We start from the raw sequence: 14,614 nt of genomic DNA on the forward strand, positions 1-14,614 counted from the left end.
CCCGAACCATGTAGAACATGATTCGGGCTGGGAGATTGAAGACTTAAATTAGTCTTCAGATAAAGTCATTAAACTCGCATTACCACCGGCAGCAGCAGTATTTACGCTAATAGCGCGTTCAATGACTAGACGTTCTAAAGGAATCTGCTCATCTGTTTGAAGATGAGTAATGCCCACGATTGCTCCAGAACGGTTCGCAATTTTGTTTTGAAGATCTGATAATTGCTCAACAGAACCATGATGAAGTACAGCATCAAACTGGTCAGTTTCAACATTAGAAATAACTTTGATTGCCGCTAAAACTTCTTTAGGTAATGAAGCTTGATGTTTTGCTAAGAACATATTGTCTTTTAACACAGCTGCTGAACTACCTACTGCAAAAACTGCGAGGAGTTGTTGCAATTGACCACGTTCATCGTTTGCAATTGAAAGTACACAATGGCGAGGTAAGATGATGTATTGGTTGCTCTCACCAGTAGGGCCTTGCAACTCGTAGAATTTGCCAACACCGAATGCTGGGGTTTCTGGAATTGCTTGAGCCATATGTTTTTGTGCCCAAGTTAACAAGTTTTGATATGCAACATTTGATACTGCATCAAACTGAGAGAGTTCAGATTTAACAGCAAACGGTGTTGCTAAAACTTTCTCAGAACAATGTTCCATCAAACGATACATATAAAGTGGACCACCTGCTTTTGGACCAGTACCAGATAAGCCTTCACCACCAAATGGTTGTACACCAACAACTGCACCAACGATGTTGCGGTTAATATACAAGTTACCCACTTCTGCACGTTGAATGACTGTATTAATCGTTTCATCAATACGAGTATGGAGACCCATTGTTAAGCCATAACCTTTGGCGTTGATGCGGTCGATCAGTTGCTCAAGTTCACCGTATTTATACGTGATGATGTGCAACACAGGACCAAATACTTCACGTTCAAGATCATCAAGGTTTGGAAGTTCGATCGCTGTAGGCGGAACGAAAGTACCTTGTGCAAGTGCTTGTTGGCTTGCAGCATCATTGAACATCAATTGATGAACAGGGTAGCCCTTAGATTTCATCTTTTGAATGTGATTATCAATCGTTTGTTTTGCTTCTTGATCGATAACAGGACCAATATCAGTTTTTAAGATTGCTGGATTCCCAACGATCAATTGCTGCATTGCACCTTTCAACATCTTAACGACTGTCGCTGCACTGTCTTGTTGTACACATAAGATACGAAGTGCAGAACAACGTTGACCAGCACTATCAAATGCTGAGCTTACAACGTCTAATACAACTTGTTCTGTTAAAGCTGATGAGTCAACGATCATAGCGTTTTGACCACCCGTTTCCGCAATTAACGGAATTGGTTGACCATTTGGTGATAAGCGTTTTGCTACAGTCTTTTGCAAGATTTTTGCAACTTCTGTAGAACCAGTAAACATAATGCCTTGAATACGATCATCTTGGCTTAGTTGAGCACCAACTGTTTCACCACGACCCGGTAGAAGTTGTACTGCACCATGTGGAACACCTGCTTCCCAAAGCATTTGTACTGCTTGAGCTGCGATAAGTGGTGTTTGCTCAGCTGGTTTTGCAATAACACAGTTACCGCTTACTAACGCTGCTGCAATCTGACCAGAGAAAATCGCAAGAGGGAAGTTCCATGGACTGATACACAACACTGTACCCAATGGTTTAACTTGTGCGTTTGCTGGTAAGTTTTCAATTTGTGTTGCGTAGTAACGTAAGAAGTCAACAGCTTCACGAACTTCTGCAATCGCATTGGCATAGGTTTTACCGCTTTCACGGCAAAGTAAAACCATAAGTTCTTGAATACGAGATTCCATCAAATCAGCAGCGCGTTTTAAACAAGCGGCACGCTCGAATTTGTCTGTCATCGCCCAAGTTTGTTGCGCTTGTACTGCTGCTTCTAATGCAAGTTGTACGTCAGCACTTGTTGCTTCATTTACATAACCCACGATTTCACTGTTTTGTGCAGGGTTTGTAATTGCAAGAGCATTACTTTCTGGATGAACTGTAGATTCGAAGCCAAGTAAAGGCGTGCTGTTCCAAACACGGTTACGTAATTGTTGAGCCGTTTTGTCTAAATCTGTTAATGGTTGATCATTGTTTAAATCAAAGCCATTTGAGTTTGGACGTAATGGATATAAGTTGTGCGGAAGAGGAATTGCAGGATGTTTTAATCCGAGCTGACCTTCATCTTTCGCAGCAGTTTGAATATCTTTGATTGGAGATTGAATTAGATCTTCAACCTTCAAAGTCTTATCTGCAATACGGTTTACGAATGATGTATTCGCACCATTTTCAAGTAAACGGCGAACAAGATAAGCCAATAAGGTTTCATGGTTACCTACAGGCGCGTAGACGCGGCAAGGAATCCCCAATTTTTTATCTTCTTTTGAACCTACAACTTGTTCATACAATGGCTCACCCATACCGTGTAAGCATTGGAACTCATATTGACCTGGGTAATATTTACTTGGATCAGCAAGGTTGTAAATCGTTGCAAGCGATTGAGCGTTATGTGTTGCGAATTGCGGATACACTTGATCAGGCGCAGCAAGTAATTTTTTCGCGCAAGCAATGTAAGACAAGTCCGTGTGAACTTTACGAGTAAACACAGGGTAGTCTGTCATACCGTCGATTTGCGCTTTCTTGATTTCGCTATCCCAGTATGCACCTTTCACCAAACGGATCATTAAACGTTTGTTACTACGTTTCGCAAGATCAACGATGTAATCTACAACGAAGAAGCAGCGTTTTTGGTAAGCTTGAATAACGAAGCCTATACCTTTCCAGTCAGCAAGTTTTGGCTCAAAGCAAAGACGCTCAAGTAGCTCTAAAGAAATTTCGAGACGTTCTGACTCTTCTGCATCGATATTTAAACCGATGTCATAGTGTTTAGCTAAACACGCTAGTTCATAAACTTTGTTATAAAGTTCGTTGTGAACACGATCAATTTGCGCACGTTGGTAACGTGGGTGCAACGCAGAAAGTTTGATTGAAATACCTGGGCCTTCGTAAACACCACGACCATTAGATGCTTTACCAATCGCATGAATGGCTTGAGTGTAGTCGTTATAATAACGCTCAGCATCATGGTCAGTCAGCGCAGCTTCACCAAGCATATCATACGAGTAGCGGAAGCCTTTGTGCTCAAGTGGTTTAGCATGTTCAAGTGCTTCTTCGATGGTTTCGCCAGTAACGAATTGTTCACCCATCATACGCATAGCTACATCAACGGCTTTACGAATGATGCCGCGACCACTGCGTGCGAGAAGGCCTGTCAATACGCTTGATAAACTGGTTTGCTTAGGCGTTTCCATTAACTTGCCAGTAAGCATTAAGCCCCAAGCAGCAGCATTGACGAACATGAGGCTACTTTGGCCAACGTGTTCTTTCCAGTTACCTTGGTTGATTTTGTCACGAATGAGTAAATCGCGTGTTGCCGTGTCTGGAATACGAAGTAATGCTTCAGCCAAACACATAAGCGCAACACCTTCCTGTGAAGAAAGTGAGAACTCTTGTAGTAAGCCTTGAACGATGCCTGCTTTACCCGCTGAACTTTTACGCTCACGTAAGTTATGGGCAAGGTCAAAAGCCAATTCATAAATTTTTTGATCAAGATCAGGAGAAATATTAGCTGCTTCAGCAAGTTCTGCTACGGCTTCTGGCTCTGCACGTCGCCAAGCAGTATTAATGCGTTGCTCAAGCTCACTTTTTTCTTTAAATTCGGTGATATAACCACCATTGTTGTGAGCCGTGTCCATTTGTGCGGGGATATCCAAAGTATTCATACTAAATTCCAATAACAATCTCTAGTACATATTGAGTAGAGAGGTTTAGATAATTTATGATTACAGAATAAAACCCGAGTAACTCACTATATTTTACCCATTTTTTAGAGGAAAATTCAGTTGAATAGCCCTATTTATACCTTAGATCGGACGGATCTGAAAATTTTGGATATTCTTCAAACAGATGGGAGAATTTCTAACAGTAAATTAGCCGAACTTGTGAACCTTTCACCCACAGCTGTAATGGCGCGTGTGCAGAAGTTAACGAAAGACGAATTCATCTTGGGGTATGAGGCAAAACTCAATCCAAACAAGCTCAATGCGAACTTTCTCGTGTTTGTAGAAGTGTTACTTGATAAAACCACGCCGCACGTTTTGGATGATTTCATCGACGCTGTAACGCAATATCCTGAGATTGTTGAATGTCATATGGTGAGCGGTGGCTTTGATTTTTTAATTAAGCTGCGTAGTGGAGGGATGGAGGAGTTTCGTCGTATTGCGGGGCAGATCTTATGGCAGTTGCCGGGGGTAAAAGAGACTCGGAGTTATCCAGTGATGCAGGTGGTCAAAGATAGCTCGAAAATAAAAATTAAATCACGTTCAAAATTCTAATTAAAAAAGGGGCTCTAAAGCCCCTTAAATTTCTCAATGAATTATTTCATTTCGCGTGTATAGATTTCATCAGCTTGTTCAAAGCGTCTTGTCACAGTCGAGTTTGGTGCTTTACCAAGTAAGCTCACCACAACGATGCTGATTAAAGCGAGAACGAAGCCTGGAATGATTTCGTAAATACCAGTATCGCCGAAGAAGTTCTTCCATACGATTACCGTAACAGCACCAACGATCATACCTACCAATGCACCGTTTAGCGTCATACGCTTCCAGAACAATGAAAGAATAATCAATGGACCAAAAGCAGCACCGAAACCAGCCCATGCATAAGCAACCAAACCAAGTACTTTACTGTCTGGGTTTTGAGCTAAAGAGAGTGCAAGCAATGCAACAGCAAGTACCATTGCACGACCGATCCAAACCAACTCTTTTTGAGATGCATTTTTACGGAAAAGGCCTTTGTACAAATCTTCCGTCAACGCACTAGAGCAGACAAGAAGCTGACAGCTCAACGTACTCATCACAGCAGATAAAATTGCAGCAAGGATCACACCAACAACCCAAGGGTTAAATAAAATTTTGGTGAGTTCCATGAACACAGTTTCAGGGTTAGCACTAACAGCAGCGGCAAACTCAGGATGTTGTTGGAAGTATGCGATACCGACGAAACCAGAACCAACTGCACCAATCAAGCATAGGACCATCCAAGTCATACCAATGCGGCGGGCAGCAGGAATTGATTTAACAGAATCAGCAGCCATAAAGCGAACGAGGATATGAGGTTGACCAAAATAGCCTAAACCCCAAGCCGCCGCTGATAGAATCGCAACAAAACTTAAATTCGAAACAAAATCATAAGCGTGTGGACGTGCACTTTCTACAATCGCTGTAAACTCTTCCGCGCCAATTCCTAATGACATGTACGTCACGATAGGGAGAAGCAATAATGCGAAAATCATTAAGCCTGCTTGGAAAGTATCTGTCCAGCTGATTGCTAAGAAACCACCGATACACACATAACCAATGGTTGCAAAAGCACCTAACATAAGCGCAGTTTGATACGGTAAGTGGAATAGGGTTTCAAATAATCGAGCACCAGCAACCATACCTGAAGCACAATAAATTGCAAAAAAGATCAGAATAATCAATGCAGATGTGACGCGTAAGATTTTTTTCTGATCATCAAAACGACCAGTAAAATAATCAGGCAGGGTGAGGGCATTGTTTTGTACTTCGGTATGCACACGTAAACGACCTGCAACCAAATACCAGTTCAGCCATGCACCAATGATCAAACCGATTGCAATCCACGATTCTGATAAACCAGTTAGGTAAATTGCGCCTGGTAAGCCCATGAGCAACCAACCACTCATATCCGATGCACCAGCAGATAAAGCGGTAACAAAACTGCCTAAACTTCGGCCTCCAAGAATATAATCATCAAGATTTTTGGTGGAAAAATAGGCGTATAGACCGATGCCGAGCATGGCAGCGATGTATACCACGAATACAACAACTGTGGGATTAGAAAAATTCATAATGGATGCCTGTCCTTACATATCCATAATTTGCAATCACATCCGAATAGTCAAAAAATGATCCACTATTCCTTGGATTGATAAGGTCACAGATTCAAGCACGTTTGTTTTTTGAAATACTGTTAACTTTGTGTATATTTTATGTATTGTTTGTGTAATTTAAAATAAGTGTATGAATATTCGTTTTTTAATCTGAAAAAAAGCATTTTTTCTTGCGTAAAAAAATGAGATTTTAGCTCAAAAAAACGGTACGACGTTTTAGTTAGTTACAAAAGTATATTCTCCAAGCCAAAAAACAGCGATATGGGTGTGAAAAGTAGGCAAAATAAATGAAACATGATGTTACATTTGCAACAAAGCAGAGAAATTTCACTATAAAAAATACGTAATGTTAAGCAATTTTGCTAATGAATATTTACTCTAAATCTTCCATATTAATGTCTCGCACCAATAAGGTGCATCGTCTGAGAGAAATGGAAAGTGAACACGGTTCAAACGGCAACTATAAGAATAGAGCATGACTTGCTCGGCGCGAAAGAAGTTCCTGCTGATTGTTATTATGGAATTCATACTTTACGTGCAATAGAGAATTTTAAAATATCTTCGCAGAAAGTTGGACAAAATGGCTATTTTATTCGTGCGCTAGCACAGGTAAAAAAGGCTTCAGCTCAAGCGAACCTAAGTTTTGGAAAACTGACGGAAACTCAAAGTATTGCTATCCAGCATGGATGTGATGCTTTAATCAATGAAACTGAAAAATGGCAAGATTCTTTCCCAATTGATATTTATCAAGGCGGTGCAGGAACTTCCATCAATATGAACACCAATGAAGTCATTGCAAATATTGCATTAGAATCATTGGGTCATCAAAAAGGTAAATATGATGTGATTCATCCGAATGATCACGTCAATAAATCTCAATCTACCAATGATGTCTATCCTACAGCGATCCGCTTATCAACGTATTGCTCTTTGGATGCTTTATTTACACAGATGGATAAATTAATTACTTCATTTGAAAATAAAGCGATTGAGTTCCGTTATGTTTTAAAAATGGGGCGTACGCAACTGCAAGATGCTGTGCCGATGACACTTGGGCAAGAATTCCATGCATTCGCAACCTTATTAAAAGAAGATGTTCGTTTAATTAAGCGTACTCGCGAATTGTTGCTTGAAGTGAACTTAGGTGCAACGGCAATTGGTACTGGTGTAAATACGCCGAAAGGCTATGCAGCAAAAGTCGTAACCTGTCTAAAAGATATTACGGGTTTAAAACTGGTTGGTGCTGAAGATTATGTTGAGGCAACCAGTGACTGTGGTGTTTTCATCATTTTATCCAGTGCTTTGAAGCGTTTGGCGTGTAAGCTTTCAAAAATCAGTAATGATTTGCGATTGTTAAGTTCAGGCCCTCGTACTGGTTTAGGTGAAATCCAATTGCCAGAATTACAAGCTGGTTCTTCAATCATGCCAGCAAAAGTAAACCCAGTTATTCCTGAAGTGGTAAACCAAATTGCATTTAAAGTGATTGGCAATGATTTAACCATTACTTTCGCTGCTGAAGCAGGTCAATTACAGCTAAACGTGATGGAACCAGTGATTGCGATTTCATTGAATGAATCAATTGAGCTACTGACACATGCGATTCAAAGTCTGGATGAAAAATGTGTACGCGGTATTAAGGCGCATGAACAAGCGTGTCATGACGCAGTGATGCGTAGTGTCGGGATTATTACCTTACTTGATCCTTTATTGGGACATGCTTTGTGTGATGAGATAGGTAAGCAATGTATCGCTGAAAATAAAACCATCCAAGAAGTTGTATTGGAGCGTGAGTTATTGACTCAAGAACAGCTTGATGAAATTTTCTCTTTTGAAAATCTAGTTTCTGAAGTCGACGGCTATCCAGTTGATTACGTTGCATAGATAATTCATGTCATAAAAAAAGCCTAGTTCAATGACTAGGCTTTTTTAAATTTATAAAAATTAAAAACCTGATTCATATTCGCTGTTAGAAAGTAATTTTTCTACATCTGCGATATTGTCTGGTTTGATTTTATAAATCCAGCCTTTACCGTAAGGCTCTTCATTTACAAAATCAGGATCGTCTTCAAGATCAGTATTTACTTCGACCACTGTACCTGAAACAGGTGCGTGAATATCAGAAGCAGTCTTCACTGATTCAACAATACCAGCTTGTTCAGTTGCCGTAACATGGCTGCCAACTTCTGGAGCTTCAACATAAACTAGATCACCTAGCTCTTCTTGCGCGTGGTCGCTAATTCCTGTAACAACCAAATCACCTTCAATTCTTACCCATTCATGCGTACGCGCATATTTCAAATCAGCTGGATGATTCATGACAACTCCTTAACAATTTGTCTCATCATTTCTGTGGCTTTATACATGTTTTTTAATCAAAACAAAAGCAAAAGCATTTATAAAATAAGTACTTTTAGAGATTGTTGAGTCATTCTTGAAGTCACCCAACAAATTCTAACTTTATAAATATGGATCTTTACGCCAGTTACTCGGGCTACGACCACTCCAGCGTTTGAATGCACGGCTAAAGTTGGCAACGTCTGAATAACCTAATTCATCGGCAATCTGCTCTAAACTATAATCTGTACGTGACAGTAAAGACGTTGCATGACGGTAACGAACTTCATCAACCAGTGTTGAAAATGATGTTCCTTCAGCGGCTAACTGTCGCTTGAGGGTTCTATCAGACATATGCAGTCGTTCTGCAACACTTTCAATGCTTAAGTAATGTTGTTCTGAGTTGGTTAAAATATCACGAACACGCATAGCTAAACGACGACGTTCACCTAAAGCTGACAATTCAGTTTCACATTGGTTGATCGCAATTTGGCTTGCAATTGGATCAGCATTGACCATTTTTAAGCCAAGATATTTTTTATCAAAGCTAGAAATTAAGTGTGGTTGGTTAAAACGAACGGTGCTCGTTAACTTATCTTTATACTTATCAAAACCTTGAGGTTCGGGAAAATCTAAATCAACTTCACCATTAAGATCTTCAATACCCGTTAAAGCTTTTGCCATCGTCATGATGCCAATCGTCAAACCTAAAATAATCTCAGTACGTAATGGTTCAACATCGATATCACATTGAAGCTGTAAAGTAGCTTTAGGACCAAAAGTAGAAAAATAAAGTTGTAAAAAGGGTAATCGTAATTGAATAAAGCGACTCGCCAAGGCAATTGCATCTGTAATGTCGTGAGCAGTCATGATCGCATAGCCAATAAAACCATGAATTGAGATACGCATTTGCGTACCTAAATGAAATCCAAGTGTACTTTCACCTGTAAGGCGTAAAGAGTGTTTTACGAGTTCGTTGGCAATCGGTGTTGGTATCCGAAAATTTGGATCAGCCAGTTGTTCGCTTGTTAAATGAAAAGGAGCGAATAAAGTTTCATCGTTATATCCCCAACGAGAAACAACATCTAATAACAATAAGCCATAGACGCCTGGTATTCCTTGATCTTGACGAGTTGAGGTCGTTTTCATGTGCTTTCCGTGGCGCTCATCAATTTTTGCAAATATCTTTAATCATTTAGGTTTTGAACATCTTTACATGAAATAAAATAATCAATCATAAAAATTGTTGGACAAGAGAGTCACCTCATGTTCAAAAATTAAGTTGGTTTTCTAAAGACCATGATTTTAGTTGTAGATATTAATAGCACATCACCATGTTGGTTCAAAGCTTGAGTAACGTAGCTGACAATACCACGGTCAGTTTTGGTTTTAGATGGCACAATTGCAGTAATTTCAACTTCTACATGAATTTTATCACCAACACGCGTTGGGCGAGGCCATCGTAAACTAGACTCAGAGCCGAGCAACCCGCCCGCAATTGGAAAGCATTCAGTCCACAGACGCATAGTCACGGCTGATGTATGCCATCCACTTGCTGCTAATCCTTGGAAAATAGGATGTTCAGCAGCAGCGGCTTCATCTAAATGGAAGGGTTGAGGGTCATATTGACTGGCAAATTTTTTCACTTCTTCAAGCGTCATTTCATATTCACGGCTTATGAAATGATCTCCAACACTTAAGTCTTCTAGATACAACATTATTCTGTTTCCTGAGTCACTCGTTGTTCAACCAAGAAACCACCTGTTTGTCGTTTCCAAAGTTGAGCATACAAGCCATCATTAGCAATCAATTCCTCATGTGTACCTTGTTCAGCAATTCTGCCTTGATCAAGTACGATGAGACGATCCATTTGAGCAATAGTAGATAAACGGTGTGCAATTGCAATGACTGTTTTGCCAACCATCAAGTCATTTAAACTGCTTTGAATCGCAGCTTCGACTTCAGAGTCAAGTGCACTGGTTGCTTCATCTAAAATAAGAATCGGCGCATCTTTTAAGAAAACGCGTGATATTGCAATACGTTGACGTTGTCCACCAGACAGCTTTACACCACGTTCACCGACATATGCATCATAGCCAACACGACCTTTTTGATCTGTTAACTGTGGAATAAACTCTTCTGCTTTAGCCTTTCTAACTGCGAGTTCAACCTCAGCTTCAGTCGCATTTGGACGACCGTATTTAATGTTTTCGGCAACAGTACGATGTAGTAGAGAAGTGTCTTGAGTTACCAACGCAATATTGGCGCGTAAGCTATCTTGAGTCACATCATGAATACTTTGACCATCAATCAAAATACGACCTTGGTTCACATCATAGAAATGCAGAAGCAATTGAATCAGTGTTGATTTGCCAGCACCAGAACGACCGACAATACCAATTTTTTCGCCTGGTTTAATCGTGAGGTTAAAATGATCAATGACATTTTTTTGATTATAAGCAAAGCTGACATTTTCAAAACGGATTTCACCTTTTTGAACTGTAAGTTCTGTTGCATCTTCTTTATCTTGAATTTGAACAGGCTTGCCTAAGGTTTTCATTCCATCTTGAATCGTACCGACATTTTCAAACAGCATGGTGACATGCCACATTAAAAACTCAGCCATACTATCCAACTTCAAAACCATTGCAGTTGTTGCTGCAATAACGCCAATAGCAGCTTGTCCTTGTGTCCACAACCAAACAGAAGTACCAATTACACCAATGTATAAAAAAGCACTGAGGAAACGAATACTGATTTCGTATTTGACACCCAAACGCATTTGCTTATAAACAGTGAGCATGAACTCTTTCATGGACTCTTTGGCGTATTGGCTTTCACGACCAGCATGAGCAAACAATTTTACGGTTTGGATATTGGTATAAGCATCGGTCACGCGACCTGTCATGATTGCACGCGCATCCGCTTGCTCTTGAGAAATTTTGCCCAGTCGAGGAATGAAATACGTCGCAATGATGATAAAAATAGCCAACCATAAAATAAGTGGCACAATTAAAATAGGCGAGATTGATCCAAGTACTAAACTGATGGTGATGAAATAGATCAGCACATAAACCAACATATCGCCGAGAATCATCCAAAACTCACGCACTGCCAAAGCAGTTTGCATGACTTTCGCTGAAAGGCGACCTGCGAAATCAGTATGGAAAAAGTCTAAGCTTTGTTGAAGCAATAGATTGTGAAAGCGCCAACGCATTCGCATTGGAAAATTACTAAATAAAACTTGGTGTTTAACGACAGATTGCAAACTAACAAAGAAAATATTGGCGAAAAGAATGCTAATCAGAATCGTGATATTTTGCTTATTGTTGTCTAAAAAGGCACTCGGTTGGCTTTGAGTCAGCCAATCCACTAATTTACCAATATAAGAAAAGAACAGTGCTTCAAAGCTTGCTGCGGCAGCAGTACACGCAATCAATATAAAGAGATATGGACGAATGCCTTTTGTTGCTTGCCAAACAAATGCAAAAAATGTGGTTGGTAATGGTTTGTTTAAGTCTTTGGTGGGGTATGGGTCGACTAGTTTTTCAAACCACTGCAACATGCTTGTTTCCTCTAATTAAAAGTATCGATTCGCCTAGCTTTCGTAGCATATCAGAAAATGGATAGGAGTAACGAGAAAAGCAAACGAGTAAATATTATTTTTACTAAATGGAAAAATTAATGAGCTGATTTATCAAGTGATGAGATTGAATAAAGTCTTTTTTATAATGGACTCAGCGTTTCTAAAAGTAGTCGAACTAATTCATGAAATTTAATTTAAGAGCGTAATTTATCTAGGACTAGAACTCATTAAAGGATTTTATCCATTCAATGAGTTCCAATGTTCTGAAGCGTATGAGTCAACTCTATTGATCTATACAGAAATTAAGCTACATAACTATTTACATCAAGTTCTGGCTCACCCGCCAATACTGAGATAAAGTTTTCAGTCGTTTCAGCCGTTAGCAAATAGGGATTGAATTCTTCTAGATGATATTTCATAAAAAAATCAGTAATATTTTGATTTACTGGCGAAAATTTCATAGACCATTGTGAGAATAAATTATCTTCACATTCAACATAGTAGAGAATTTCACAATTAACATGTCGGTCATCTTTGACAATCTTTGTATAGAACAAATCATCGATGGTATCTTTTTGACCCTCAAGACATTGTACAAAATATCCATGGCCATAATATAAAACACCAGTAACATCATTGCGATAATTAAAATCTACTGCTTCATCTAGGATTTCAATCAAATTTGTCTTTAGATTGGAGTCAATATTCTTAATTTTACTTACGTATAAAAGCCTTACTGACTTCATCATTGATATGCTCATTTTAAAGTTCACATTCAGTTATATAGATAAAACAAAGGTTTGTATATTTTTAAGCGTAATAATTGTCCGAACCTTACAAGATCACTACAACTGTCTATAAATATTAGGAATGAGACATTCGGCAGACTATTTGCTAGATTATGTGATTTTTATAGTATTAAGAGGCGGTAATGACGAAGTTATTTATGGGGTGTGTATTTGCAACAAGCTTGGTTGGTTGTTCTTCTATGAATTATGAGAATTCTATTAAACCGCCGATTATTCCTGAAAATCAGGCAATTAATACTTTTAAAATGCCTGAACAGGGTGTTGTGACTGATCAAGATATTCACAATATACCCGAAAATTCTAATCTTAATTATCAATACAAAGTTGATTTTTAATTCAGTTGAAGCGATTTGAACTATAGTTTTGAAATAGTTAAATTAATTTCTCAATTTTAAGATTTTTGTTAATGTTTTGTGAGTCGCACCATGCTGACGGAAGTTTAACATAATCTTTATCATGCTTTAATTTTGTGATATTTATTCTTAATTTATTCTGACTTTCGGATTTGAAGCACAAATTAGAAGTTTTATTGTTTTTTAATGAGGCTTTTTCGATATTAATATAACCTTTTGTTTTTGAGGGTATATTACTGATTTTTATACCAAATCTTGAGCCGTGATCAGTGTAATTTTTTAAATTAATTGAAATAAGATTTTTTGAATTTCCATATTTTTTTAATGAAACCTCAAAACCTGCTGCAAAATTATTAAATGAAATTAAATTTAAAAAATTTATATTTTTTAGTATGTTGGAGTGGTTGTTAGGTTCAATATCAACACCATTCATTGGACTTTTCCCTTTAGTATTGGATATTATAATATCTTCAGCATTTAATGTGTCAACACTAATAATACTGATACCTTGTCTTCGGTTTTCATTAATTTTTATATTTTTAAGTGTGATATTGTAATTTGAATTTTTTCCTTTGCTGCCAATATAAATAGCATCACCCCACATTTCATTAATTGACATATTATTAATGAAAATATTTTGGGAGTCTTTGATTTCTATCCCCATTCCCCATTCGCCAGTAGTGTCTAAATGAGTATATCTATCACCAGTAATGATGCCTCCTGTAATCCTAACATTTTCAGCATTATGAATCTGGAATACGCTATAATTCTTTTGATTATTTGGGATTACTATAAGCTCTGTGTCTGATTGTAACTTCAAATTTAAATTGTCTCTAACTTGAATTGATTTTGTAGCATCAATTAGATATTTCCCTGAAGGAATCTCTAAAAGGGAAGTGGAGACAGATGATTGGATTTCTTTGTTTAAGATGTCTGTGATATCTGTATTTTTTTTTAAAGATGTTAGTACTCCAGCTTCGACATTAAATATAGAGCTTAAAATAAAAAAAGAGAAAATTCTTATGCCTAACATTGATTTAATCATAGGTATTTGGATGTCTGGACTGATAGTTTTTAAGTTAACACATATACAAGTATATATGTGTTAACTTCTACTTTGATAGATTTGTACTATCGATACTAAACAGCTATTCGGTCTTCCTTTTAAATCTTTTATTCTAATTCAAGCTGATAATCGTCTTTAGTCACCTTAATTTTAAGCTTTCTATATTTGCGCTTATTGGGATCTAGTGCTGAATTAGTAACCTCTTTCGCAAATTCTCGGTCATTCATAAGTGTTGAATATGCTTTGTACCCCAGAATTACTCGACTTGGTTTAGACCCATTTCGAGAAACATAATGATCAATCATTAAATTTAATTCGTTTAAAAGACTAGTATCGTTCATGCTATGAATGCATCACTTTTAAGAATTTATGAAATAATAATACAAGTTAATTAACTTATCTACATGAATTTATGAAAGAATTATTAAAATTCTGTCATAAAACTGTCATATTAAAGCTAT

Annotated in this window: 12 protein-coding genes; 3 read left to right on the forward strand and 9 right to left on the reverse strand. The window is 38.1% G+C overall.

Features of this window, described 5'->3' with window-relative positions; all coding sequences use genetic code 11:
* Positions 1-48: 48 nt before the first annotated feature.
* On the reverse strand, positions 49-3,813 hold the full coding sequence (putA, locus tag IO68_RS24740; protein WP_023013272.1) for a trifunctional transcriptional regulator/proline dehydrogenase/L-glutamate gamma-semialdehyde dehydrogenase: 3,765 nt from the start codon (positions 3,811-3,813) through the stop codon (positions 49-51).
* Between the two features lie 120 nt (positions 3,814-3,933).
* Here putA and IO68_RS24745 point away from each other — a divergent pair, with 120 nt between their 5' ends.
* Positions 3,934-4,425, forward strand: coding sequence for an Lrp/AsnC ligand binding domain-containing protein (locus IO68_RS24745; RefSeq protein WP_004879183.1), 492 nt, complete (start codon positions 3,934-3,936; stop codon positions 4,423-4,425).
* A 41-nt stretch (positions 4,426-4,466) separates the two neighbouring features.
* On the opposite strand, the gene putP is transcribed toward IO68_RS24745, so the two are convergent.
* The gene (putP, locus tag IO68_RS24750; RefSeq protein WP_023013273.1) at positions 4,467-5,963 is read right to left on the reverse strand and encodes a sodium/proline symporter PutP; all 1,497 of its coding nucleotides are present in this window, start codon (positions 5,961-5,963) and stop codon (positions 4,467-4,469) included.
* 480 nt (positions 5,964-6,443) lie between these two features.
* On the opposite strand from putP, the gene aspA reads away from it, so the two are divergent.
* Entirely contained in the window at positions 6,444-7,886 is a 1,443-nt protein-coding gene (gene aspA, locus IO68_RS24755; RefSeq protein ID WP_031234787.1) for an aspartate ammonia-lyase, read from the forward strand.
* 60 nt (positions 7,887-7,946) lie between these two features.
* On the opposite strand, the gene gcvH is transcribed toward aspA, so the two are convergent.
* The 5 genes from gcvH to IO68_RS24780 form a co-directional block, all read right to left on the reverse strand.
* On the reverse strand, positions 7,947-8,321 hold the full coding sequence (gene gcvH / locus IO68_RS24760) for a glycine cleavage system protein GcvH (RefSeq protein WP_023013275.1): 375 nt from the start codon (positions 8,319-8,321) through the stop codon (positions 7,947-7,949).
* Between the two features lie 141 nt (positions 8,322-8,462).
* Positions 8,463-9,488, reverse strand: a complete 1,026-nt coding sequence (locus tag IO68_RS24765) for an AraC family transcriptional regulator (protein ID WP_004879189.1) — start codon at positions 9,486-9,488, stop codon at positions 8,463-8,465.
* A gap of 128 nt (positions 9,489-9,616) precedes the next feature.
* Entirely contained in the window at positions 9,617-10,057 is a 441-nt protein-coding gene (locus tag IO68_RS24770) for a MaoC family dehydratase (RefSeq protein ID WP_019384315.1), read from the reverse strand.
* Positions 10,057-11,904, reverse strand: coding sequence for an ABC transporter ATP-binding protein (locus IO68_RS24775; protein ID WP_019384316.1), 1,848 nt, complete (start codon positions 11,902-11,904; stop codon positions 10,057-10,059). Before IO68_RS24775 ends, IO68_RS24770 begins: the two co-directional genes overlap by 1 nt.
* A gap of 323 nt (positions 11,905-12,227) precedes the next feature.
* A complete protein-coding gene (locus IO68_RS24780) occupies positions 12,228-12,671 on the reverse strand; it encodes a BLUF domain-containing protein (RefSeq protein WP_031234788.1) in 444 nt (147 codons plus the stop codon).
* Positions 12,672-12,856: 185 nt separating this feature from the next.
* Between IO68_RS24780 and IO68_RS24785 the strand changes: the two genes are divergently transcribed.
* Complete coding sequence (locus IO68_RS24785; RefSeq protein ID WP_023013277.1) at positions 12,857-13,069, forward strand: hypothetical protein; 213 nt, start codon at positions 12,857-12,859, stop codon at positions 13,067-13,069.
* Between the two features lie 37 nt (positions 13,070-13,106).
* Here IO68_RS24785 and IO68_RS24790 read toward each other — a convergent pair whose 3' ends face one another.
* Together IO68_RS24790 and IO68_RS34050 are read right to left on the reverse strand one after the other, a co-directional pair.
* Complete coding sequence (locus tag IO68_RS24790) at positions 13,107-14,120, reverse strand: hypothetical protein (protein ID WP_023013278.1); 1,014 nt, start codon at positions 14,118-14,120, stop codon at positions 13,107-13,109.
* Positions 14,121-14,260: 140 nt separating this feature from the next.
* Positions 14,261-14,494, reverse strand: a complete 234-nt coding sequence (locus IO68_RS34050; RefSeq protein ID WP_004879202.1) for a hypothetical protein — start codon at positions 14,492-14,494, stop codon at positions 14,261-14,263.
* Between the last annotated feature and the right edge of the window lie 120 nt (positions 14,495-14,614).

It is taken from the genome of Acinetobacter sp. COS3 (genome assembly GCF_000475335.1).
GTDB classification, from domain to species: Bacteria; Pseudomonadota; Gammaproteobacteria; order Pseudomonadales; family Moraxellaceae; genus Acinetobacter; species Acinetobacter venetianus.

What these genes read in the sequence shown, in the direction of transcription:
- putA (WP_023013272.1), bottom strand. Translation starts at nt 3,813, where the DNA reads ATGAATACTTTGGATATCCCCGCACAAATGGACACGGCTCACAACAAT.
- putP (WP_023013273.1), bottom strand. Translation starts at nt 5,963, where the DNA reads ATGAATTTTTCTAATCCCACAGTTGTTGTATTCGTGGTATACATCGCT.
- gcvH (WP_023013275.1), bottom strand. Translation starts at nt 8,321, where the DNA reads ATGAATCATCCAGCTGATTTGAAATATGCGCGTACGCATGAATGGGTA.
- IO68_RS24765 (WP_004879189.1), bottom strand. Translation starts at nt 9,488, where the DNA reads ATGAAAACGACCTCAACTCGTCAAGATCAAGGAATACCAGGCGTCTAT.
- IO68_RS24770 (WP_019384315.1), bottom strand. Translation starts at nt 10,057, where the DNA reads ATGTTGTATCTAGAAGACTTAAGTGTTGGAGATCATTTCATAAGCCGT.
- IO68_RS24775 (WP_019384316.1), bottom strand. Translation starts at nt 11,904, where the DNA reads ATGTTGCAGTGGTTTGAAAAACTAGTCGACCCATACCCCACCAAAGAC.
- IO68_RS24780 (WP_031234788.1), bottom strand. Translation starts at nt 12,671, where the DNA reads ATGAAGTCAGTAAGGCTTTTATACGTAAGTAAAATTAAGAATATTGAC.
- IO68_RS24785 (WP_023013277.1), top strand. Translation starts at nt 12,857, where the DNA reads ATGACGAAGTTATTTATGGGGTGTGTATTTGCAACAAGCTTGGTTGGT.
- IO68_RS24790 (WP_023013278.1), bottom strand. Translation starts at nt 14,120, where the DNA reads ATGTTAGGCATAAGAATTTTCTCTTTTTTTATTTTAAGCTCTATATTT.
- IO68_RS34050 (WP_004879202.1), bottom strand. Translation starts at nt 14,494, where the DNA reads ATGAACGATACTAGTCTTTTAAACGAATTAAATTTAATGATTGATCAT.